Raw genomic sequence first — 22,753 nt, 5'->3', positions numbered from 1 at the left:
GCTTAAATTTTCTAATTAAAGTGTAACATCCTGGCAAAAACTAGTCAGGCTAAGTCTCCTACCTGCCAGCAGCACACCGGCGGTAGGCACCGTGGGGGCAACCTACCTAGGTCAGATTACTGCCGATCGCGATTGCTGGGACGGCGACTAGATGTTTCTTTGGGGCGTGCCTTATTGACCCGCAAATCTCTGCCCATCCACTTAGCCCCATCTAAGGCATCGATCGCGGCATCCTCCTGCGCCTCCTCTGCCATGTCCACAAAGGCAAAGCCCCGTACTCGTCCCGACTCCCGATCGATGGGCAACTGCACCCGTTTCACTGTGCCGTAGTCAGAAAATACCTCCTTTAAGTCCTCCTCCGTTGCCTTGTAGGATAGGTTACCTACGTAAATCGTCATAATTCCTCCGCATTGAATCGTAACTCCAGAATACGGCAGGAATCTTTGACGACTTCTGGACCGTATTCAGATGGCTTCAGTATAACCTAGTTACCACAATTTGTAAGTGTGGCAAATCACATTGTTCAGGTTTGTTGCACTGCTAGGGGGGTGATTTCGTGCCTGTTGCCAAAAATTGCCCGCGGCCGGAATAAATTGACCAAAAGTAGCCATAAACTCTCTAACTCGCCAGGGGAATGCTGATGCCGCCACTGCCCAGGTCGACAGAATAGTAATCTTATTAGTTGCCGCTCCTGGGTTAAGTTAAGATTTGTAAAGTCCACCCGCCCCGATTGGGGGTCATAAATTCCCTCTAAAGGTAGATTTTCCTCCAGGATAGTCAGTTGCACGGGGCTTTTGCTAGAAATAGGGGGCGGCTGGGTGGGATGAAACATCAACCCTACTTCCGCGATGATGCTGGTCTGTCCCCAGAGGGTTTGTCCTGTGGGCAGTTCTAATTTGACTGTGCGGGTGAGGGTAAACCATTCGTAGCGATCGGGTTTGGGCACATCCAGCATGACTAGGAGAGCAATACTCACCAGAAAGAGGTTATAGAGGCTCCAAATCCAGGGCAGTCCCAATCCCTTGGGGTAATAGCCGCCCATGTGGATTAGACAATTGCCCAGGTTGAGCCAAAAGCTGACTACTGTTGCCACAAACACAATGATAAGGGGGAGAGCTAGCCGCCAGTGAAACATTAATCCTTCCCGTTGCCCCCCCTTGGGCGTGACCTTAAAGCCCTTACTAAAGGGTCGCCAGAAAGTTTGGATGACAGTGAGAGCGAGGGGAAAACAGAGAACAACATCGTAGATTTCCGAAATAATCAAAGAGCGACTGCGCTGACTCAGCCAGGCAAAAACTGTTAAATTGACCAAATAGTTAGGCAAAAAGTAAGTCAGAATCTCCTCCTGGGTAGCAACAACGGGCAATACCCCCAAGAAAGCAGACAAAATGGGAATAGTGAGAAACCCCACACGGGAAAGACTAGTCAGCCAGTGCAAAATGCCCGTCAGATGGGAGAGACGCTGCAGCAAATTCAACCCAGGGATCAGCAGTGGGTTCTCTTGGATAAAGAAGGCTTGGAGTGTACCCCTTGCCCACCGCAGTCTTTGGGTGGCCTGGGCAGCCATATCGGGGGGAGCTTCCCCTGCACTCAGCTTTTCGTTGAGGTAGACCAGACGATAACCGCGGCTGGAGAGTTTCACACCCGTAAAGTAGTCTTCGCTGAGGGAACTCGTGACAAATCCCCCCCCAATTTCTGCCAATGCCGATCGCCTTACAACGAAGGAAGTTCCTGCACACACTACGCTATCCGTGCCATCTCTGACGGGCTGGATTTGGCGATAGAAGGATTCCTGTTCTGGGGCAAGGATATTTTCCAAACCTAGGTTACGGGCAATGGGGTCAGGGGTATAAAAACTCTGGGGCGTTTGCACCAAAGCCACCCGCTCGTCCTGAAAAAAACCCACGGTACGCTGGAGAAAGTTAGTAGTAGGGACAAAATCGGCATCAAAACAGACTATCAATTCCCCCTGGGTTTGGCGGATAGCATTATTGAGATTGCCCGCCTTAGCATGACGGTTGTCGGGGCGCGTGATGTAGTGACAGCCTAACTCCGCTGCCAGTGCTCGCATCTCAGGACGGCGAGTGTCATCTAAAAGATAGATGTTGAGTTTATCAGGAGGATAGTCTAAGGCTTGACAGCCAATGATTGTGCGCTTGAGGATATATGTCTCCTCGTTGTAGGTGGGCACTAGCACGTCTACCGTTGGCACAAACTTCCCTGCCACTACCGCTTCACTGTAGCGATCGGCTTCCTCCCGCCTATCTCTCTCCATCAGCAATAAAAGTAACTGGAGTGCACCCGCAACGATCGTGAGCATTTCCAAAATGTATAGGCTGAGGCTGAAAAAGCCCTGTAGCCAGTTTTGCCAGTTGAGAGTGCTAAAAGTCCGCCACCAGACATAACGCCCCCCTAAAACAATCAGAATACTGACCACCACTGCCCGCGACCAGGGAGAGGGTTGGGGAGAAATTTTAGTCACTAACCAGGCAACTAAGAAAAGAACGATCGTGGGTAAAAGGGGCCATTTCTGGGCTTGCCACTGTGGCGGGTGTTGCCATAGCCAGACAAGTCTCTGCCAGAGGAGGGGGGCGTAATTTGCCTCCCCAAACCACAATAAAACAGTAATACCTCCTACTAGCAACACCCCCACCATCCACCAGGGGGCGGACCGAACCGTGGGCTGTAACGATCGTTTGGTGTGCATGGTTTAGCTCTCTCACTAAGAGGTCATCCGCAGCAGGCAGAGAAATGGCACAATATCTTTAACAATTGTTAAATTTTGTTATGGCTAACATTAAGTTTATCAAAGAAGACAAGTTGGTATTTGCAGTAGACGGGGCAAATTTGCGTATTAAGGCGATGGAGAACGGGATTGACCTCTACACCCTTTGGGGGAAGATGACTAACTGTGGCGGCTATGGACAATGTGGTACCTGCCTGGTGGAAATTACCGAAGGCATGGAAAATACTAATGAACGCACAGAATCAGAACAGCGCAAACTGAAACGCAAACCCCCCTCCTATCGGCTAGCTTGTCAAACGATTGTCCATGGCGACCTCAGTGTCAACACCAAACCCCAGTAGGGAAAGCCCTACCTGTTAATATGGTTAACAAGGATTTACGATATTCCATCATGTAGCGAGATTCCTATGGCGCGAGACTACTACGAAATTTTGAACGTTCCCCGCAACGCTGACCAGGAGGAAATTAAAAGAGCATATCGGCGGTTAGCGCGCAAGTATCACCCCGACGTGAACAAAGAAGAGGGGGCAAAGGAGAAACTGCAAGAAATTAACAATGCCTACGAAGTGCTCTCTGACCCCGAAAAACGTGCTCGCTACGATCGGTTTGGGGAAGCAGGGGTATCGGGAGCAGGTGCTGGAGTAGGGGTCAATTTTGAAGACCTCGGTGGTTTCGCCGATATATTTGAGAGTTTCTTCGGGGGATTTGCTACAGGGACTACTCAAACTCGCCGCCGCACTGGACCAACACGGGGGGATGACTTACGTTTCGACCTGAAGTTAGAGTTCCGCGAAGCCATTTTTGGTGGGGAAAAGCAAATTCGCATTACCCATTTAGAGACCTGTACCACCTGTGGCGGCACGGGAGCCAAACCGGGGACGAGGCCGCGTACCTGTCCTACCTGTGGTGGATCGGGGCAAATTCGTCGGGCAACGCGTACTCCCTTTGGTAGTTTCACCCAAGTTTCTACCTGTCCCACCTGTGGGGGTACGGGGCAGGTTATTGAAGACAAATGTGAGGCTTGTAATGGAGCAGGGATGACCCAAGTCTCCAAGAAGTTAAAAATTACTATTCCCCCTGGGGTAGACAACGGTACGCGCCTGCGGGTTTCAGGGGAAGGGGATGCCGGACAACGGGGTGGACCGCCCGGTGACCTCTACGTCTATCTATTCGTGCAATCAGACCCCCACTTTACTAGGGAAGGTATTAACATCATTTCAGAGATTAAAATCAGCTACCTGCAGGCAATCTTGGGGGATAAAATCACGATCGATACCGTCGACGGCAAAAAACCCCTCACAATTCCCGCTGGCATTCAACCAGACACAGTTTTAACCCTAGAAGGACTGGGCGTACCCAAGTTGGGTAACCCTGTAGCGCGGGGGGATCACCTGGTGCGGGTAAAAGTAGAAATTCCTACCAAGATTTCCCAAGAAGAACGGGAAGTACTTGAGAAGTTATTAGAGCGACAGAAGGGTAGTAGTAACAAAGGATTCCTAGGCAGCTTTTTCCATAACCATTGATTACTCCGAATCTCTAACCTAGAGAATTACTAACTTTATATTTATAATTGTCATTGCCTGCTTTTCGGGCAGTGAGTTAGTTTACTGTCTTTTTTGTGATCTCTTCTACCCCGTCGAAAAAGGATTTGTCTGATCAAATGCAGAACTTGTAATGTGGCTCAGTACTGCTTTGCTCACCCCCATGGATGCTGTTGTCCGCAAACCTCTGCTCAATGGAATAAAAATTTTGTCTAACGACACCATGAGAGAACCGGCCTAACTCAAGTGGTTGTCATGGAACTACACAAACTTTGGTATTTGCCTGGTTTGAAAAAACAAGCCTCAACTCAATCATTATGACTGCCATTTTTAGGGGTCATCCCCCAGCAAGTCAATTACTGACTATTCATATCAAGGGGAATTTCATCTGGAAATAATTTCCTGTATTCTGTCCTGACAATTTTGAGGACATCACTATAGCATTCTTTTGCCGCGTGATCAAATAATTACGCAAACTAGGGAACTGCTCTAACAAAGCTTTTAGCTCAATTTTCAATCGAACGATCCTGCCCTCTCACTCCCTACACTCTGGCATATCAACAAACTTGTGTTTCAGTAAGAGTTCATATGATGTTACCAAACTACTGCGTAGTTTTCGCCTATCCCTACCTGCCAAACTCTCAAGCTCCTCTATCAAATTATCATGGGAATCTGTTTTATAAAGAGAATTAAGTAAAAGCTGCATAGCTGTACCATTCACCATCTGCTCTTTACATTGTAAAAGTTCCTTGGCTAGTCTAAATCGATCGGGGTAAAATAGTACAGAATTTAGGCATATTTTCAGGTTCTAAGCTATGACCACGTCCCCCACCATCACCTACACCCTGGAAGAGTTTTTGATGCGGTTTGACCAGAAAATCGATCGGCAGTTTGCGGAGCTGAAGTTAGAACTGAAGCAAGACATTGCTGTCCTCAGGGCTGAAGTCAAGCAAGAAATCTCCAACCTCAGAGCCGAGGTCAAGCAGGAAATCTCCGACCTCAGGCAAGAAATCAAGGAGTTGAATCAGAAAGTCTCCAGCTTATCAGCTGATGTCAAGGGTTTGGATGAGAAAGTCAAAGGTATCGACAAACGCCTGGAAAATCTTGAATTCATTGTACGTGGTGGTCTGGTAGCCTTCCTGACTGGCTTTGTCGGTCTAGTTTTGAAAGTCTTGGGTGTCATCCCTAACATCAAAACGGTTTAGAGAGAGAGGTCTCGGTTATAATAACACAGTCGAGAGGGAAAAACTATGACCACGTCACCCACTATCACCTACACCCTGGAAGAGTTTTTGATGCGGTTTGACCAGAAAATCGATCGGCAGTTTGCGGAGCTGAAGCTAGAACTGAAGCAAGACATTGCTAACCTCAGAGCTGAAGTCAAGCAAGAAATCTCCAACCTCAGAGCCGAGGTCAAGCAGGACGTTGCCAAGCTCGATCAAAAAATGGATAGGCAATATGCCGAGCTTAAGCAAGAAATCAAAGAGCTGAGTCAGAGAGTATCAGACCTGTCTGCCAATGTCAGTGGTTTAGATGAAAAGGTCAAAGGTATTGACAAACGCCTGGAAAATCTTGAATTCATTGTTCGTGGTGGTCTGGTGGCTTTCCTAACTGGTTTTGTCGGTCTAGTCTTGAAAGTCTTGGGTGTCATTCCTAGTATCAAAACGGTTTAGAGAAAGGCAACCAGGTATAGGTGCAGATGACGCTGACGATCGGAATCGCCTGGCCCAGTTCAGGAGAAAGAGGGTATAGAAATGGTGGATACAACAAGGGAGCTTTTGCGAAATTCAGAGTCAACTTAGTTGATTTACGCTTGTCATTACTCGCTTGAGACTCTCCGATAGACAAAAGTTACTTGCCGCTCCTACCTTGACCTCTCTTGTGTGTCAGTTCAGATTCTGTCCTACAGCAACGATCGTTGGTTAATTATGGTCTGACAATGGAACTGTTCACAGTTGAGGGTAAATCTGTGGTACGCCGACTGATCACTTCCATTATGACAATGGCACTTATCCCATTGACTGTTGCTGCTTTTAGTTCTGATCGAGATATGTATTTCCCACAAACAGATATATCAGTAAATCGCAGCTGGTTGCGCTTGATGGAAATGTAGCAAAGCTAAAAGTGGAGGTAGCAAGAACTGATAGATTATTTTTTGGGTCTCATTTTAGTCTGGATTGTTATATCATAGCCTGGGGGTTAAGGAGTCTCGGGCATTGGTACAGCAGCAAGGGATCAGGTTTGGTACAGATGGCTGGCGGGGTATTATCGCCGATCGGTTTACTTTTGCCAATGTCGATCGGGTAGCGCGGGCAGCAGCACAAGTCCTGGCAGCCAACTTTGGACACCTAGAGACAAGACGGATCATGGTGGGGTACGACCGTAGGTTTTTATCCGATCGGTTTGCTCGTTGTGCGGCAGAGGCAATAGCAGAACAGGGGTATGAAGTTTATCTTGCCCAGAACTATTGTTCTACCCCTGCCATGAGTTGGGCGGCTTTCAGTCAGCGGGCACTGGGGGCAGTAGTAATTACCGCCAGTCACAATCCGCCAGAGTACAACGGTTTCAAAATCAAGGGTGCCTTCGGAGGGTCAGTACCTAAATCTGTAACAGAGCAAGTGGAGAAAACCCTAGCAGAAGAGATAGAAAAACGATCGGGTGGCTCTATTACCACTTTTGACCCGTGGTCAGATTATGCAGCAGTCTTGCAGAAAAAGGTAGATTTAGAAAAGATCAAAGAGAGCTTTCGATCGGGCAAAGTAAAAGTGTTAGTCAATCCCATGTACGGTGCGGCAAGTGGTGGTTTGGGCAAAATTTTAGGGGAGTTACCAGGTTTAGGAGAAATTAACAACAGACATGACCCTTTGTTTGGCGGTGTACCACCAGAACCGATCGCCAAGTATTTAGGGGATTTTTGTCAGCAAGTGCAACAACTACAAGGGGAAAACCCTGATAGGATTGTGTTTGGTCTGGCTTTTGATGGGGACGGTGACCGCATCGCTGCCGTGGATGGAGAGGGAAATTATCTTAGCTCCCAAGTTCTGATTCCCGTTTTAATCGAGCATTTACATTGCCAGCATGGGCTACTGGGTCAGGTGGTCAAGACTATCAGTGGTTCGGATTTGATTCCCCGCGTTGCCCAGTTATACAACTTACCAGTGGTGGAAACAGCGATCGGGTTTAAGTATATTGCGACAGAGATGCTAAAAGGCGGTTTGACTCTTTTGGGGGGTGAGGAGTCAGGGGGCATTGGCTACGGCAATCATATTCCAGAACGGGACGCTCTCCTGTCTGCCCTATACGTTTTAGAAGCAGTTGTAACAAGGGAGAAAGACATTCCCAGCCTATACCGTGCCCTGCAAGAGAAAGCCAATTTTTACAGCGCCTATGATCGAATTGACATCACAGTCAAACAACCTCAGACATTAATTGATACCTTGGCTAAACATTGCCCTGACCGCGTAGCCGACCGATCGGTATTGAGTGTGCAAACGATCGATGGGTTCAAACTCCGCCTAGAGGGAGATAGTTGGCTTTTGATTCGGTTTAGTGGTACAGAACCCCTATTGCGTCTCTATTCTGAAGCTCCTACTATAGAAGAAGTGCGTCAGATTCTCCAGTGGATTAGGGAGTGGGTGGAAAAAGTGGATTACTGAATAATAGTGGGATTGTAGCCTGGTATCTTACTTTCATCCACCTCGTCAATTTGTTCAGGGGGCAGAAACATCTGGGCATATTTCAGATAAACCTTTTCACGAATGAACAGGTCAAACAAGTCAGGGTCAATGTGATTATCTAACTTCATCTTACCCAAAATGTGCAAACACTCTGATAGTTTCTTACCTGGCTTGTAGGGGCGATCGCTGGCGCTCAATGCCTCAAAAATATCAGCAATCCCCATCATGCGGGCGGGAATAGACATCTGTTCCCGCGTTAAACCCCTAGGATAACCCTTACCATCCATCCGTTCGTGGTGACCCCCTGCATACTCCGGTACCCGCCGCAGATTCTTGGGATAGGGTAAAGATTCCAACATCTTGATTGTGACGACAATGTGACGGTTGATAATCTCTCGTTCCTCCTTTGTCAGAGTCCCTTTGGTGATGTTGAGATTGTAGATTTCATCCTCCGTGAGGAAGTTCTGTTGATTGCCATCAAAGTCCCACCACTGATATTGACCGATCGCTTTTACTCTCTCTTTCAAGTCATCTGACATATACTCACTACCAATGTTGCAGTGGCGCAGGAATTGCCGATCGGATTCTAACTGTGCTACCTTTGCTGCATACTCTTTTTCTAAATCAGCAATAGAATAGTCAGCCTTTCCTTCTAGGACAGCTATCTTTTTTTGTAGTAGTTCTATTTCCAGGTCCTTTTTCAGGGCGGCAAATCTGGTATCAATTAAGCCAATGCGGTCATAGATTGTCTGTAGCTTTGTAGCCTTTTCAATCACATGGACGGGAGTAGTAACCTTGCCACAGTCATGCAGGAGACCAGCGATTTTTAATTCGTATAACTCCTCCTCCGTCATTGTAAAATCTTTGAAGACACCGCTTTTCGTATTACAAGCAGCTTCTGCTAACATCATGGTTAAAACTGGGACGCGGCGGCAATGTTGCCCTGTATGTTCTGACTTTTCATCGATCGCCTCTGCAATCACTTTGATAAATGCCTCAAATAGCTCGCGGAATTCATTAATCAATTGTTGATTAGTAATAGCAATTGCTGCCTGGGAAGCTAAAGACTCCGCTATTCTTTGGGCAAAGGGCGAGAAAGGGATGATCTGACCGCTATCATCTTTGGCATTGATCAACTGCACAACACCAATTACTTCTTCTTCGTGGTTTTTCATCGGCACAGTTAAAAAAGACTGGGAGTGATAGCCGTTTAGGCGATCGAATTCCCGCATACCAGCAAAATCAAACCCCTCAGTGCGGTAGGCATCAGGGATATTGATAGTCTCCCCTTTAAGAGCGCAACAAGCAGCTACTGTAGTGTAATTAGGTTCACCGTTGGCTTGATAGAGGGGAATTGGGGGTAGGGTTACTGGTTTGCCTTTCACACCCCCCAGGTAGATGTTGAGAGAAGTGTTGAGAACAGTGTTGAAATGCAAATGGTTATCTTTCAACATGTAGATGGTGCCCCCATCTGCCCCCAGCATTTGTTTTAGCTCCCGCAAAATCATCTCTAATAGAGTGGGAATGTGACGTTCAGCAGAGAGGGCAATACCGATCGCGTTGAGCTTTTCCAGCTTCTCTACGGTTGCGGCAATCTCTGTGCACTGAGTATCAATTTTGTCAGTCATTTGATTTTCCTCAGTGATTCGGCGAAGGGGAGGGGTGGTAAACCTAAACTTTTACGCCACTGCTCAAATTGGCGGGGATTGAGCAAATACCAAGCGTAGCTGAATAGGGCTAAAAAGAGGATGGCTCCGCTAACAGCACTTATCAGTTTACTCAACCAGAGTGTGGGCCTAGCTGCTCTCTTCTTAACTTCTAGCCCCGCAAAAATTTTTTCCAGGGAAGCGGGTACCTGGTTGTTCTTTGTCCATTCCCGTACCGCTATGCCCGTCGTTCCCCCCAGCCTGGGTAAACCAATTGCCCCCACGCGGCGAATCAAAGCCTGGTCTTCTGTTACTAGAATAACTACTGCATTAGGATTCTGCTCTGCCATCCCGTAGGCACATTGGGCAACGGTGTAGGACAGGCGTGCTTTGCGACTGAGATTGTGCCCTGGGGTAGGAGTTAGGTCACTGTGGGATTTAGTTACCCGCGTTACTTGCCAACCCCCCCCCTCGTAGTAGCGCAAGAATTCTTTAGCCGCCGCTTCGGCAGTAGTCTCTCGCCCTAGAGGGGCTTCCTCTGCCATCCGTTTTAATTCGTCTAGTACTACCTGGGGGATGTAGCAGGTGCCTAGTCTCGTCACTGCTTGCCAGTAGTGCAGGTTACCAGAGGTAATCGGGCCTTGGTCAAAAATGAGTATGTGGGGTGCCATAACTAGCAATCACTGCGTCCCTCCCCTCAATTTTAAGGCACAAAAACCTGGGCTGGCAGTCTAAAGTACAAGAAGGGTAAGGGTAACTGCAGAAACATGAATAGGTGGCTGTCTTCCATTGTCTGGATATTGGCATTGCCAGGATTTGCTCAAGTTCGGTCGGCTTTTACAGAAGCCCAGTTGGATAACTATGCCAGGGCGGTGCTGCTGATTGAACAAAAGCGGGAAGAAGTTCTCAAGCGGGCAAAACAACTGCCTGTGTGGGAAAGTGCTGTACAACAGGCGGATAAACAGGGGGTAGGTATCTGTGACCTCAAGCCCCCAGAGCCACAATTGCAAGCCCTATGCCAGGAGATGTTCCGCCATGCCAAAGAAACGATCGAGCGCTACGGTTTTGACAACCAGGAGTTTAACCTAATTACTCGTTCCCAGCAAACGGACAAGGAATTACAAAAGCGCCTGCAACAGAAGGTAGCGGAACTGCGGGCAGGGCAAAGTCGGCGGTGACTAGAGTATCCCCTCAGTTTTTGCCATGTACAGGAGCAAGTCTAGCACACGGTGGGAATAGCCCCACTCATTGTCGTACCAGGCAACTACTTTGAAGAAGTGGGCGTTCAGTTCAATCCCGGCTTTGGCATCGAAAATACTCGATCGGCTGTCCCCTCGAAAATCCATTGATACAACTTCATCCTCGGTATAGCCGAGAATGCCAGCCATTTCCCCCGCCGCTGCCTCTGCCATCTTTTGGCAAATTTCCTTGTAGGAAGTAGCCTTGTCCGTGCGGAAGGTTAAATCAACCACAGATACGTCGGGAGTGGGGACGCGGAAAGCCATACCTGTCAATTTACCCTTGAGGTGGGGTAGAACTAGCCCTACTGCTTTCGCCGCCCCTGTGGAAGAAGGAATGATATTTTGGCTAGCACCTCTGCCACCCCGCCAGTCTTTTTTACTGGGTCCATCTACCGTGGGTTGGGTAGCAGTCATAGCATGGACAGTGGTCATTAACCCCTCTACCAAGCCAAAATTATCGTCAATCACCTTGGCAACAGGTGCCAAACAGTTGGTTGTGCAACTAGCGTTAGAGACGATCGTGTCTTTTTCAGGATTGAACTTTTGGTGATTTACTCCCATCAAAAGAGTAGGTACCAGGTCTGGGTCTTTAGTGGGGGCTGAAATGACTACCCGTTTTGCCCCTGCCTGTAGATGTTGACTTGCCCCTTCGTAGCCTGTGAATAAACCCGTCGATTCCACTACGTAGTCTACCCCCAAATCTTTCCAGGGCAGTTCGCTGGGGTTGCGTAGTGCGTAGCAGGGAATCTTGGTGCCGTTAACGACTAAATTTTCGCCCTCGGCGCTGACTGCACCGTTGAAGGTACCGTGGGTAGAGTCGTACTTGAACAGGTAAGCCAGGTTGTCAGCGGGTACCAAGTCATTGATCCCCACAAATTCTAACTGGTCATTGTGAATACCAGCCCTCATCACCAGTCTGCCGATGCGCCCAAAACCGTTGATTGCCACTCTGAGTTTTGCCATAGTTGTTTCGCCAATTTTGACTGGAGTATAGAGGAGAAAACTACCTATTTCCCCATTCGTTTACAATTTATTCCAGTTATAGAGTTATGATGGTGCTGTTGTTCAAGGTAGGGACTGGGCTTGATTACCGTTGACCACGCTAGCATTGTCAAACTCAACCTTGCTTGTGCCCATTCTACAATTGCTTCCCTTATCCAAGGGGAATTGCAACAGTCCTTGCGCTTTCAGGTGCTCTACGATCGTGACCCCGCTGACCCCCGTGAACTCTCCGAAATTCCAGAGGTACGGCTGTGGTTCATTCGCCTGGATAGCTATTACCCCTGGTTGCCCTATATTTTGGATTGGCGCGAGGAGTTAGGGCGCTATACGGCTATGCTTGTTCCCCATCGTTTTTCCCAGGCAGAAGGGATTGAATTCTATCCAGAAGCTTTGGAGATTTTCGTCATGTCCAAGTTGTGCACGATCGATCGCTGGCTCAAGGGTAGGGGAATAGTGGCAACAACGAAACTACAACAGATGGTACAAGTCCTAGGCTACGAGATTGATGCAGCATTTTTCCAGTTGCTAAATGACTAGAGCAGTTATCTGCGGTTACTACGGCAGGGGCAATGGGGGTGATGAGGCGCTTCTGGCTACTTTACTCCAACTTTTGCCTGCCCATGTGGAACCAATTGTGCTTACTGCTGCTCCCCTGGCTACAGCAAAACTGCATCAGGTGGAAGCTATTGACTGTTATAACTGGGGATTAATTTTCCAAACATTAAAACGATCGGATGTCTTTATCTGGGGTGGTGGCAGTCTCCTGCAAGATGTCAGCAGTTGGCGCAGTCCTTTCTACTATGGTGGCTTGCTGTGGTTAGCAAAAAAGTTGGGTTTGACCACAATTGCCTGGGCGCAGGGGCTAGGACCTCTCAAACACTCTCTGACTAGATGGTTTACGCAACAAGTATTCCCAGCCATCGATCGGATTAGTGTACGGGACAATCTCTCCGCTGAATTGTTACGGAGTTGGGGTTATGAGGTTTTGGTTGCCCCTGACCCTGTCTGGGCGTTAGACATTGACCGATCGGCTGCCATCTGGCAATTGCCCGCTCCCCGAGTGGCTGTGGTGGTGCGTCCCCACCGTGACCTTAATCAGCAACGTTTAGCCATTCTCAAAACCGCCCTCACGTACTTTCAGCAAGCTACTGATACCCATATTCTCCTTGTTCCTTTCCAGCCCTCCCAGGATAGAGCGATCGCTGAGTTCTTGCATATACCCCAGAGCACGATCCTGACTGTTGCTAAGCCCCAGAGCCTCAAAGGGCTATTTGCGGGAGTGGAGATGACGATCGGTATGCGTTTCCACAGTTTAATTATGGCCCTTTCCCAGGCAAATCGATGCTGGGCAATTGACTATGACCCCAAGGTGAGACAACTGATGCAGGAATTTGGGTTGCCCGGTTGCCCAGTTGCGGCAATCACTGACCCCCAATATCTCTGTCAAGCCTGGCTGGAACACTTTGCTAACGGAGAAGCCCTCAGTCCCACGCAAATTGCAGCAGTTAGCGATCGGGCCCTAATTCATTCCCATCTCCTAGAAGGTCTGTGATCTGGTATGATTGAAGGCACGGGATGTAGCGCAGCTTGGTAGCGCACCTCGTTCGGGACGAGGGAGTCGCAGGTTCAAATCCTGTCATCCCGATTGAGAAAGTCTGTCAACTCCCCTATCAACATCTGAGCCCTCAGGAGGATTCGCCGTGCTGATAGACAGGGCTGAGCAAAGCATGTATAAGATGCCTCTGTATTCTTATTCTTCAACAAGTGTTGAACCATAGTTGGAAAAGAGGAAAAAAGATGTAAATCATGGCTTGTGGTAAATCAGATGCCCAAGGTTGTGAACTCCTTCTTACGTCGTTTGCCTACAGATGAATACTCTAATTGCGACAGAAGTATAAACACCATGGCTGACCTATTCCTAATCTAAAGTTCAGTAGTATTAACCCAGAATCAGCACGTTCTCCAAGGCATTAAAACGGGCTAGCCTATTGTCAGTTTTCTTCATAGACTCAACACGGATGATCTACCAGATATTAATGATATTGAGCATGGCTTTTCTTTATGAGATAGTCCGCAACTATTACACAAGCTACTGTCTCAAACCTATTTGAAATAGCTATAGATTGCAACCGAGGTTGGCGAGTATTTTGTACCCATCCCCTTGAGTGGTCATTCCTCACAAACAACAAGCTCCTGCAGGATGACCCAGGGGAGAGCTAGAGGAGGCGGCGCAGAATCTGGTTCAGCAGGCGAAACAAAGTTAAAGCTGCCACCAGACCAAAGCCACAAATTAGGCACACAGCGAGAAATTCGCCGATCTTGGGCTGAGCAAAACGGAAAATACCTTTGAGGATCAAGAACAGGACAGATGTAACCACTGTAGAAGCTAGCATATCTTTGTTATCCAGGATATTTACCACTCGCAGAAATAACAACCCTAGGAGAATGCCAGCCAACAGGAACATCGTAAAAGGTCCCATAATCTGACTGCCCTTAGCCAGTAGTAAAATTCCCCAAGCCCCAATTTGAAAGCCAAAGCTAAATCCACTGAGAATAAAAGAGCTTAGAGGAATTTGATTGATAGACTTAGCTAACTTGTTTATACCAGTCTCAGCGGGTATGCTTTTAATTTTGGGCGGTGGTATTTCTATTTCTATATCGTCGGCAGGTTGGAATTGGGGCCCTTGTGGTGCTGGTGCAGGAATTGACTCCGCTGCCGGGGGGGACACACTGGGCGTATTTAACTTCTCTAAATCAGTCAAAACTTCATTAGCACTGCTATAACGCTCCCCTAAACTAGGGGCAACCATCCGATCGATGATATCGGCAAAGCCAGTATTTAGTCGCCTGGCATGGGCACGCCACTGTATGCGCTGAGTGACGGTATCTAGCATTTCGTCCGGATGTTTCCCCGTTAGTAGGAACACACAAGTTGCCCCCAAACCATAAATATCAGTAGCGGGACAAATTCTGCTGCCGCTCATCTGCTCTGGTGCGGCATAACCAGGGGTGTAAATTGCTGTCGATCGGTGCAACCCTCTATCAGTGATGGAGCGAATTTGCTTTACTGCCCCGAAATCTAACAAATAATATTCCTGCGTCTGACGGTGCACCATTATGTTAGCGGGTTTAATATCACGGTGGATTGCCCCCCGATCGTGGACGAACTGCACCACTGGTAATAATTTGCGCAAGACATCTAGGACATCACTAGTAGGTAGGGGACCAAAGTCATTGATTAAACTTTCCAAGGTCACACCATCTATGTATTCCTGCACCAGGTAGAAGAAACTTTCCCCGTCTACCTCCAATTCAAAAAAAGCTAGTAGGTCGGGTATTTGGGGATGTTCACCCAATTCCTCTAAAATGGCACCTTCCCTGGCAAATAGTTCCTTAGCTTTGCGCTTCTGTTCCTCATTGTAGCCATGTAAAATCAACTGTTTAACCACACAACGCTTCATTCCTGGTGTGCGGCGGTCCCGGGCCAGATAGGTAATACTAAAGCCCCCCTGGGCCAAAGGTTTCTCAATTACATAGCGCCCATCTAAAATTAGGGGCATATCACAGGTTCGGCAAAATAACTGACCTACAGATGTAGTCCTTATACTGGTAGTGTCCACATCAGGGAAGTGATTGTGGGGTTGCGTACAGCCAGGGCGGGAGCAGTAAATATCCATTGGGGGGAGCTATTACAGCACTACCCTCATTTTACTGTAGGGGGGAAGGGGCTAAAATATAGCGAAGACAATCTGGGGATGATAATATAGTCCTAGATGGATTTAACAAAAAACTATGACACCTTCACTTATCAACTTTTTTTGGGGATTATTCTGGGGGGCAGTAGTACTAGTCACCCTCTTTGGTGCACTGATTGTTGTCAGCCAAAACGACAAGATCAAGCGCCGTAGTCAGTAGTTGTCCATACATATAACTAGAGAGGTTGCCATGTTACACTACATTCCCCTAATTGCCCAAGGTGCAGGTGGGCAATTTGGTATCGCCATAGGTGGGAATCCGCTGATCCTTTTCCTCGCCATCTCTGCTATTTTGGGCGGAGTGGGGTTGTATTTCATCCGTAACTGGCGACCGGAACTCTCCCGCGACCATGACATCTTCCTGGCAGCAGTAGCCTTTATCTACGGGTTGGTGCTTCTGTTCTATAACTTTAAGATGGACCAAACAACCCAGTTTGCCCAGATGCTATTGGTGGGATTTGGCTGGTGGTTTGGACTGGAAACCTTGAGTTTACGCCAGACAGTTTCTATGCAAGCCCGACGGGCAGCGATCAACCAACCGATCGAGGAAGAGGAACCGCCTATTGCTCCTCCCTACGAGTACCAGGAGTACGATTATGCCCACGAGATTCCCGACCGTCCTCTGACCAAGCAGCCGCCCCAGATGCGTCCCTACCGTCCTTCTGAACTGGAGGGAGACGTAGAACCGCCCAAACCGCGCCGCAGTCGCCGTGCCCGTCCCCGCTCTAGCAATGATAACTCAATAATTGACGTGTTAGATGAGGATATTAAGCCTGTTACTCCCCGTCGTCCTCGTTCTAAGCCTGGTCGCAGCAGTAACAATGAAGATATAGAAGCTAGTGCTTCCCGTCGCCGTCGACCCCGTCCTACCAACTCTGAGTCTACTGACTACCCTGACATTGATCCAAGTGAGCGCGAAGATTACTAATTTGGGGTTTAGAATAGACTTGGACTATGGTTAATTGAGTCAGAACCGTGAGTTATTGCGTTAATCCCAACTGTAGCTCTCCCCAGAACCCTCCTGAGCGGGATGATGTGTGTGCCTCCTGTGGCGCCAGTTTGAGGCTGCGGGGCAGATATGTAGCAAGCCGCCCATTGGGTAAAGGGGGATTTGGAGCCACATTTCTAGCCAATGACTACGGACTACCTGGTAAGCCTGTCTGTGTAGTAAAGCAATTGCGTCCTAGTACCCAGTCCCCCAGTGTGATAAAGATGGCGCGGGAACTGTTCGAACGGGAAGCCTACACCCTTGGTAAAATTGGCAATCATCCCCAAATTCCCCGCCTATTGGACTACTTTGAGGAAAATGGTTATTTCTACCTAGTTCAAGAGTACATAGAGGGAGAAACCCTTAAGCAGGAACTGGAGCGCAATGGTGTCTTCAGTCAAGAGGAAATCCGCAAGTTATTACTGGAAATTCTGCCGGCGCTGTCATTTATCCATGAAAACGGTGTGATTCACCGCGATATTAAGCCTGCCAACATTATTCGCCGCAAACAGGACGGCAAACTAGTGCTGATTGACTTTGGCGCGGTTTCCACCCAGCTTAATCCCCAGTTGGCGGAACAAGACCCCAGTGCCTTACTGACTAATTTTGCCATTGGCACGCCAGGGTTTGCGCCGCCAGAACAGATGGCAATGCGGCCGGTGTATTCCAGTGACATCTATGCCATGGCAATGACTTGTTTATACCTGATGACGGGGCGTTCACCAAAGGACTATGGGCATGATCCCCGCACAGGGGAAATTAACTGGCGGGCGCAGGTCAAGATGAGTGAGGACATGATGGCAATTTTCGACAAGATGTTGCAGCAGTCCCTGAGCCAGCGCTACCGCACGGCAGATGAAGTAATCAAAGACCTAGCTAGTGCCCCTGCCTCCACTATCAGTCCTTCCATTTCCCGTAGTCCAACTACTAGTCCTGCCGCTCGTCCGCCTATCCCTGGGCGGGGTAGAATTACTCGTAGTCCAGTAGAAAATACGCGGCAACAGGATTTGGGGGGGCAGGGAATGCTCACGCGGGCACCGGAGCGTAATCCCGCTAAGGATTTGAAGGGCGGGCGCAAGGTAATAGTGGAATACAATCATGGTAAGCGCAACTTTGCTAACCAAGATCTATCTAAGGCTTCCCTTGCTAGTGCCAATTTGCAGGGGATTGTTATGAGTCGCGCCAAGCTGATGGAGACGGACTTTTCCCATTCCGACTTGACGGGAGCTAGTTTTCAAGGGAGCATCATGACCCAAGCTAAACTGTCGGGGGCAAACCTCAGTCATGCGAAGTTGCAGCGGGCTATTCTTACCAAGGCGGATTTGGGCGGAGCGAATCTCGTCAATGCTGACCTGCGGGAAGCCAACCTGCAATACGCTTACATGGGCAAAGCAAATTTGAGTGGGGCAAATCTCAGCGGGGCTAACCTCAAGGGGGCATTTCTCACCAATGCCAATTTGAAGGGAGCAAATTTACAGGGGGCAGACCTGAAGGCGGCTAGGGTGACGGATGAGCAACTGGCAATGGCAAAGACTAACTGGGCGACGATTCGCCCGGACGGATCGAAGCGACTGTTTTAGCGGGGTCGTACCTGTATTTCTTGGGCAGTTTAATGTCATGGCTGTGGTGAAAGTCAGCTTGCACCTTTTTTGTTAAGCTGTTGGAGACGCGGCGTACAATCATAGCTAGTATGGCATCTCCTGTGGATTGGATAGTTTCCTGGGGTAGTCGATGAATAAAGGGGGGAAAGCGCAGGGAGACAGTGAGAACAAGATGCCATTCCACCTTAGTCATAATTTTAATGTCGGTTTCATACTCTGGCGGAACAACATCTTCCCTAAGGTACATTTCTGCTTTGAAATCTACTTCATAGCCCTGGGGTTCTTGGTCAGGAATGGGAATGGTGCAAATGCGATATACCCCCTGGTCTTGGGGCAATAGATGTAGCCCCACCCTAGGGTCAACTTTGAAGCCAAAGGCACCAATTTTACCCACTCCGATCGCATAGCCGTTGTCTCCGATCGGGTCAGCTTTGAAGGGATGGGCACAGCGGCGAAACCAACCCTGATGGCGGTCTAGGTAGTCCATGACTGTCTGACGATCGGCGAATAAATCCATTTGCCCCACGAATTCATGGCGAAATACTGTGAGGGGAGTTAGTTCAGTTGGGCTGGCAGGGTTGGTCACCGAGGGAAAATATTACAGAAACTCCTGTAAGAGGTTACCATAAAAATTTAGTAGGAGAGGGGAGATTTTTTGTTAAAGTAATGAGGCTAGGTAAAGGCAATTAACGGTGGAAACATTGGCAATTATCCTCACTAGCCTGTTGGGATTAGGGGGTGGCTTTGGAATATTAGTGAACCAGGCAGTGGAGGGGGCTATCCGCCAACAAGTGCCGCGCATAGAAGAATTAGCTGTGCGGGTTGATAGTAGTCCCAATTATCAAATTTTGCAGGGGAAGATCGATCGGGTACGCCTAGCCAGCCGAGGGGTTTATTTCTTTCCTTTTTTGCGGGTGGATGTGTTGGAACTAGAAACCGATCGGGTTAATATCAACCTAGGTAATAATCAAGTCAAACTGTTAGAGCCATTACGGGCAGTAGTGAAAGTTGTACTCAGGGAAGAGGATATAAATCGGGCCCTAGAAGCAGATCAAATTAGGTCATTGTTTCAAAGCATTCGGGCGGATTTCTCTAGCTTTAATCCTAGCCTGGGTGTAGAAGAAATTGATGTCACTAATCCCCAAATTTTCTTCCTGTCCGATCGACGAATCAGATTAACAGCTAGTCTCAGTCCCCGCCGAAAAGAGATTAAACCTTTAGATGTTACTGCTGATCTTGCCATCGAGGTTTTACCCAACGGTAATATTAAACTCAGCCGCGTTGACCTGTATGTTGAGGGCATGAAAATTCCCGATATTTTAATCAATACGCTGGTGCGAGGGGTTAACCGTTTGTTGGATTTAACGCAGTTGGAAGCTCAGGGTATCAAGGCTAGGGTACTCAAATTTGAAATTTCCCAGGGACAGATACAGTTTATCGGCTTTACTCAACTCGATCGTTTACCTTAGACTAATATAGATAACAATTCTTGGTTTTGACGGGGGTCAGCCGTTAAAGGTCGGGAGTTACCGATCGGGGAAAGCCTGGTGTGAGTCCAGCACTGTCCCGCAACTGTGATGAAAGTTCACCTTTCTCAGTCAGGATGCCCGCCAAGAACAAATACAAACAATCTGCGAGGTACAGATGATGTTAAGACTTTTATTGTCTTTCCTACTTTTGTCATTAGTTATTTTGCCAGCAGGGGCACACCACATGACAGGGGGGAATTTACCCCAAACTGCCTTCGATGGTTTTCTTTCTGGTCTAGTACACCCAATTATTGGTTTGGATCACTTTGCCAGTGTAGTTGCCCTGGGTATTTTAGGGGCATTGCAGCCCAGGGGAATAGTTATACCGATCGTTTTCCTGCTGTCAGCGGGTCTAGGCACTGGTTTGCATTTACTGCAGCTAGAATTACCACTGTTAGAGTTAGGAATTACCATTTTTTTGCTGTTATTCAGCAGTTCGGTTATCAGCAAGCATCAACCCCATTTATATCTGCTTTCTGTCCTGGCATTTGTGGCGGGGATTTGTCATGGCTATGCCTACGGTGAATCAATTGTAGGCGCAGAAACTAGTCCCTTAGTTTTCTATCTCCTGGGTTTTACTACAATTCAGCTTGTGGTGAGTGGGACAGCGTTCGGTTTGACTAGGGGATTGTTGAAAGATCAATACAGACCGATCGGGTTTGTCCTCATTGGTATTGGTATTACCTTTTTGTTTGAGCAAATTATTGAGAACTTATTACCCAATTTCTAGTAGGAGAATAGATTATGGGAGCGAAGATTCCAGTGACTGTTATTACTGGTTTTTTGGGCAGTGGCAAAACCACTTTAATCCGTGAACAACTGCAAAACAATCGTGGTCGTAGGATTGCTGTTCTGGTGAACGAATTTGGTGAAGTTGGTATTGATGGAGAGCTATTACAGTCCTGTCGTGTTTGTGATGAAGAGGGCAAAGAAGTTACACCCAACATTGTAGAGTTGACCAACGGTTGTCTGTGCTGCACAGTACAGGAAGAGTTTTTGCCCACCATGCAGGAACTAGCAAAAAGAAGAGAACAAATTGATCACATTTTAATTGAAACATCAGGATTAGCTCTGCCCAAACCTTTGGTACAGGCGTTCCGCTGGCAGGAAATTCGTCATAGTTTTACCGTGGATGGCGTTGTCACAGTTGTAGACGGGGAAGCCCTTGCCCAGGGCAAGTTTGTTGGGGATTTAGCAGCTCTGCAAGCCCAAAGGGATAATGACCCCAGTATTAGCCATGAAACTCCCCTGGAAGAACTACTAGAAGACCAGCTAGCCTGCGCTGACTTGGTGCTGATGACAAAGACAGATTTAATCGATCGTGTTCAACAACAGAAGGTAGCAGACTGGTTAAAGACAGAATTACGTCCCGGGGTAAGGGTACTGCCTTGTCAGCAGGGCAAAATTGACCCAGAAATTATTTTAGGATTCAATAGTGCCGTAGAAGAAGACCTCGCTAACCGCCCCAGTCATCATGACAACGACGAAGACCACGAACACGATGAAGACATCAACTCCGTTTACTATGAATCCGATCGGTCTTTCCTGCCAACAGAGATAGTCCCTAAACTAAAAGAGATTAACAAACAACTAGAAGTCTATCGTATCAAGGGATTTGTCCATGTCACCAGCAAGCCCATGCGGGGTGTGATTCAGGGGGTAGCCGATCGGATTGAACTGACTTACGATCGTTTATGGCAAGAGGGGGAAAAGCGTCTGACCCGTTTAGTTTTCATTGGTAGGAATCTGACTTTGGGAAATATCAAAACCTACTTAGAAGCATGAGTGCCTGTCCTTCCATGTGGCAACCGATCCCCACTAAAGGGGGTTGGCTCTATCGTCTACGGTTGGTGGGCGGTAGAGTTACACTTGATCAATTGCGCAAGATAAGAACCTGGGTGCAGGAGGGAGAGATAGAAATTTCCAGACGGGGGAATCTGCAATACCGATCGGCTTCTCTCACTGCTATTACTGTCATCGAAGAACTACAAGCTGTCGGTCTCATTGGTGACCAAGACACAGATCATCTCCGTAATATTATGTTAAGCCCCACTTGTGGCATTGATCGGCAGGCAGTAATTGACCTTTCACCGCTAGCTAAAGAATGGGAGGAGTATTTGAGTAAGAGAAGAGAATGGCAAAAACTCTCTGCTAAATTTAGTATTGGATTTGACGGGGGAGAGGCTTTATCTATCAAATCTCTGACCAATGACATTCTCGTTAGCGCGATCGATGGGAATTACTGTCAGATAATCATCAACGGCAATCAAGGATTGACAGTCAGTTATGGGGAAGTGATTAACTTACTAGACCAATTGACCTCACTGTATTTAGAATTTACCCATCTTACAGGCAAACAACCCCGCTTCCTAGAGATGATGAAAACTCAAAGTATCGCTGGTATATGGCAGCAAACAATGCCAGTTTCTCGCAACCATTTACCCCTGCCTACTCAACACATCGGTATTTATCCCCAGAAAGACAAAGATTATTACTACATTGGTATCTTTCTGCCCTTTGGTCGTTTATCAGCAGTACAACTAGAGCAGTTAATTACAGTCTGTAATCACTATCAGATTCCCGAAGTGCGTTTCACTCCCTGGCGCAATCTCATTTTGCCTTTCGTCCATCACAGTTGTGCCACTGCCTGTTGTCAAACTCTCAGTCATTTACATTTTTCCCTCTCTCCCCCACCCCTACAGATTACTGTCTGTGCTGGTAAATACTGTAGCGTTAGTTTTACAGACACCCAAAAGGATGCCCAAGAACTACAAGAGGCTCTATCAGATCACTCCCTCAGAATTCATTTGAGCGGTTGTTCTAAACTCTGTGCCTATGACAGTTCCTGTGATTGGTTGGCGATCGGTTATAAACCTGACTATTACCATCTGTACTACCAAAACCAACTTGTGGGGGAATGTCCAGCGGGGGAGTTGTTAACAAATATTAAAAAGTTTCTGTAGAGAGTCTAAAGAATCACCCTAGAGAAGGGGGCTAGATTTAACATAAGCAATTGTTGGGTGGGAA

General features: G+C 47.9%; 22 protein-coding genes, 1 tRNA gene and 1 riboswitch. Of the genes, 16 read left to right on the top strand and 7 right to left on the bottom strand.

What is annotated here, in order from left to right:
- Positions 1 to 116: 116 nt before the first annotated feature.
- Positions 117 to 398 carry an RNA-binding protein gene (locus tag NZM01_12150; GenBank protein MCS6960785.1) on the bottom strand — a complete coding sequence of 94 codons (282 nt, stop codon included), beginning with the start codon at positions 396 to 398 and terminating at the stop codon, positions 117 to 119.
- 125 nt (positions 399 to 523) lie between these two features.
- On the bottom strand, positions 524 to 2,707 hold the full coding sequence (locus NZM01_12145; protein ID MCS6960784.1) for a glycosyltransferase: 2,184 nt from the start codon (positions 2,705 to 2,707) through the stop codon (positions 524 to 526).
- Between the two features lie 80 nt (positions 2,708 to 2,787).
- Here NZM01_12145 and NZM01_12140 point away from each other — a divergent pair, with 80 nt between their 5' ends.
- The 5 genes from NZM01_12140 (at position 2,788) to NZM01_12120 (ending at position 7,943) form a co-directional block, all read left to right on the top strand.
- Complete coding sequence (locus tag NZM01_12140; protein ID MCS6960783.1) at positions 2,788 to 3,087, top strand: (2Fe-2S)-binding protein; 300 nt, start codon at positions 2,788 to 2,790, stop codon at positions 3,085 to 3,087.
- 66 nt (positions 3,088 to 3,153) lie between these two features.
- Positions 3,154 to 4,269 (top strand): molecular chaperone DnaJ, encoded by a 1,116-nt coding sequence (dnaJ, locus tag NZM01_12135; GenBank protein ID MCS6960782.1) that lies wholly within the window; start codon positions 3,154 to 3,156, stop codon positions 4,267 to 4,269.
- Between the two features lie 833 nt (positions 4,270 to 5,102).
- Complete coding sequence (locus tag NZM01_12130; protein MCS6960781.1) at positions 5,103 to 5,492, top strand: hypothetical protein; 390 nt, start codon at positions 5,103 to 5,105, stop codon at positions 5,490 to 5,492.
- A 45-nt stretch (positions 5,493 to 5,537) separates the two neighbouring features.
- Entirely contained in the window at positions 5,538 to 5,960 is a 423-nt protein-coding gene (locus tag NZM01_12125; GenBank protein ID MCS6960780.1) for a hypothetical protein, read from the top strand.
- A gap of 543 nt (positions 5,961 to 6,503) precedes the next feature.
- Positions 6,504 to 7,943 carry a phosphoglucomutase/phosphomannomutase family protein gene (locus NZM01_12120; protein ID MCS6960779.1) on the top strand — a complete coding sequence of 480 codons (1,440 nt, stop codon included), beginning with the start codon at positions 6,504 to 6,506 and terminating at the stop codon, positions 7,941 to 7,943.
- Here the strand turns inward: NZM01_12120 and NZM01_12115 are convergent.
- The gene (locus NZM01_12115) at positions 7,937 to 9,592 is read right to left on the bottom strand and encodes a GAF domain-containing protein (GenBank protein MCS6960778.1); all 1,656 of its coding nucleotides are present in this window, start codon (positions 9,590 to 9,592) and stop codon (positions 7,937 to 7,939) included. The two genes, NZM01_12120 and NZM01_12115, sit on opposite strands and share 7 nt — an antisense overlap.
- The gene (locus NZM01_12110) at positions 9,589 to 10,281 is read right to left on the bottom strand and encodes a PIN domain-containing protein (GenBank protein MCS6960777.1); all 693 of its coding nucleotides are present in this window, start codon (positions 10,279 to 10,281) and stop codon (positions 9,589 to 9,591) included. The genes NZM01_12115 and NZM01_12110 overlap by 4 nt, the downstream gene beginning before the upstream one ends.
- 96 nt (positions 10,282 to 10,377) lie before the next feature.
- Here NZM01_12110 and NZM01_12105 point away from each other — a divergent pair, with 96 nt between their 5' ends.
- A complete protein-coding gene (locus NZM01_12105) occupies positions 10,378 to 10,788 on the top strand; it encodes a DUF4168 domain-containing protein (protein MCS6960776.1) in 411 nt (136 codons plus the stop codon).
- Here the strand turns inward: NZM01_12105 and gap are convergent, their stop codons facing one another.
- Positions 10,789 to 11,814 (bottom strand): type I glyceraldehyde-3-phosphate dehydrogenase, encoded by a 1,026-nt coding sequence (gene gap, locus NZM01_12100; GenBank protein ID MCS6960775.1) that lies wholly within the window; start codon positions 11,812 to 11,814, stop codon positions 10,789 to 10,791. It abuts the gene before it with no gap.
- 120 nt (positions 11,815 to 11,934) lie between these two features.
- Here gap and NZM01_12095 point away from each other — a divergent pair, with 120 nt between their 5' ends.
- The 3 genes from NZM01_12095 to NZM01_12085 all read left to right on the top strand — a co-directional run bounded on the left by NZM01_12095 (position 11,935) and on the right by NZM01_12085 (position 13,498).
- Complete coding sequence (locus NZM01_12095) at positions 11,935 to 12,390, top strand: CRR6 family NdhI maturation factor (protein ID MCS6960774.1); 456 nt, start codon at positions 11,935 to 11,937, stop codon at positions 12,388 to 12,390.
- Positions 12,383 to 13,405, top strand: a complete 1,023-nt coding sequence (gene csaB / locus NZM01_12090) for a polysaccharide pyruvyl transferase CsaB (protein ID MCS6960773.1) — start codon at positions 12,383 to 12,385, stop codon at positions 13,403 to 13,405. The genes NZM01_12095 and csaB overlap by 8 nt, the downstream gene beginning before the upstream one ends.
- 19 nt (positions 13,406 to 13,424) lie before the next feature.
- A tRNA-Pro gene (locus NZM01_12085) sits at positions 13,425 to 13,498 on the top strand.
- 571 nt (positions 13,499 to 14,069) lie between these two features.
- Here NZM01_12085 and NZM01_12080 read toward each other — a convergent pair.
- A complete protein-coding gene (locus tag NZM01_12080; GenBank protein ID MCS6960772.1) occupies positions 14,070 to 15,530 on the bottom strand; it encodes a serine/threonine protein kinase in 1,461 nt (486 codons plus the stop codon).
- 115 nt (positions 15,531 to 15,645) lie between these two features.
- Between NZM01_12080 and NZM01_12075 the strand changes: the two genes are divergently transcribed.
- The 3 genes from NZM01_12075 to NZM01_12065 are packed head-to-tail and all read left to right on the top strand — an operon-like array spanning position 15,646 to position 18,176.
- Complete coding sequence (locus NZM01_12075; protein ID MCS6960771.1) at positions 15,646 to 15,768, top strand: photosystem II reaction center X protein; 123 nt, start codon at positions 15,646 to 15,648, stop codon at positions 15,766 to 15,768.
- A 30-nt stretch (positions 15,769 to 15,798) separates the two neighbouring features.
- Positions 15,799 to 16,536: a Ycf66 family protein gene (locus tag NZM01_12070; protein MCS6960770.1), complete on the top strand. Its 738-nt coding sequence runs from the start codon at positions 15,799 to 15,801 to the stop codon at positions 16,534 to 16,536.
- A gap of 47 nt (positions 16,537 to 16,583) precedes the next feature.
- The gene (locus NZM01_12065) at positions 16,584 to 18,176 is read left to right on the top strand and encodes a serine/threonine-protein kinase (GenBank protein ID MCS6960769.1); all 1,593 of its coding nucleotides are present in this window, start codon (positions 16,584 to 16,586) and stop codon (positions 18,174 to 18,176) included.
- On the opposite strand, the gene NZM01_12060 is transcribed toward NZM01_12065, so the two are convergent.
- Complete coding sequence (locus tag NZM01_12060) at positions 18,130 to 18,783, bottom strand: DUF1997 domain-containing protein (protein ID MCS6960768.1); 654 nt, start codon at positions 18,781 to 18,783, stop codon at positions 18,130 to 18,132. The genes NZM01_12065 and NZM01_12060 overlap by 47 nt on opposite strands.
- A 106-nt stretch (positions 18,784 to 18,889) precedes the next feature.
- Here NZM01_12060 and NZM01_12055 point away from each other — a divergent pair, with 106 nt between their 5' ends.
- From NZM01_12055 to NZM01_12040, 4 genes are all read left to right on the top strand, one after another.
- Positions 18,890 to 19,666 (top strand): DUF2993 domain-containing protein, encoded by a 777-nt coding sequence (locus NZM01_12055; GenBank protein ID MCS6960767.1) that lies wholly within the window; start codon positions 18,890 to 18,892, stop codon positions 19,664 to 19,666.
- Positions 19,667 to 19,670: 4 nt separating this feature from the next.
- Positions 19,671 to 19,827, top strand: a riboswitch (cobalamin riboswitch).
- Positions 19,828 to 19,841: 14 nt separating this feature from the next.
- Complete coding sequence (locus NZM01_12050; protein MCS6960766.1) at positions 19,842 to 20,456, top strand: HupE/UreJ family protein; 615 nt, start codon at positions 19,842 to 19,844, stop codon at positions 20,454 to 20,456.
- 14 nt (positions 20,457 to 20,470) lie between these two features.
- Positions 20,471 to 21,511: a cobalamin biosynthesis protein CobW gene (cobW, locus tag NZM01_12045; protein ID MCS6960765.1), complete on the top strand. Its 1,041-nt coding sequence runs from the start codon at positions 20,471 to 20,473 to the stop codon at positions 21,509 to 21,511.
- Positions 21,508 to 22,689: a nitrite/sulfite reductase gene (locus tag NZM01_12040; GenBank protein ID MCS6960764.1), complete on the top strand. Its 1,182-nt coding sequence runs from the start codon at positions 21,508 to 21,510 to the stop codon at positions 22,687 to 22,689. Before cobW ends, NZM01_12040 begins: the two co-directional genes overlap by 4 nt.
- Positions 22,690 to 22,753 lie beyond the last annotated feature (64 nt).

It is taken from the genome of Pseudanabaenaceae cyanobacterium SKYG29 (genome assembly GCA_025055675.1).
Lineage (GTDB): Bacteria > Cyanobacteriota > Cyanobacteriia > Pseudanabaenales > Pseudanabaenaceae > M5B4.
Note: the sequence above shows the minus strand (reverse complement) of the source record. Positions and strands in the feature narration are given on the sequence as shown.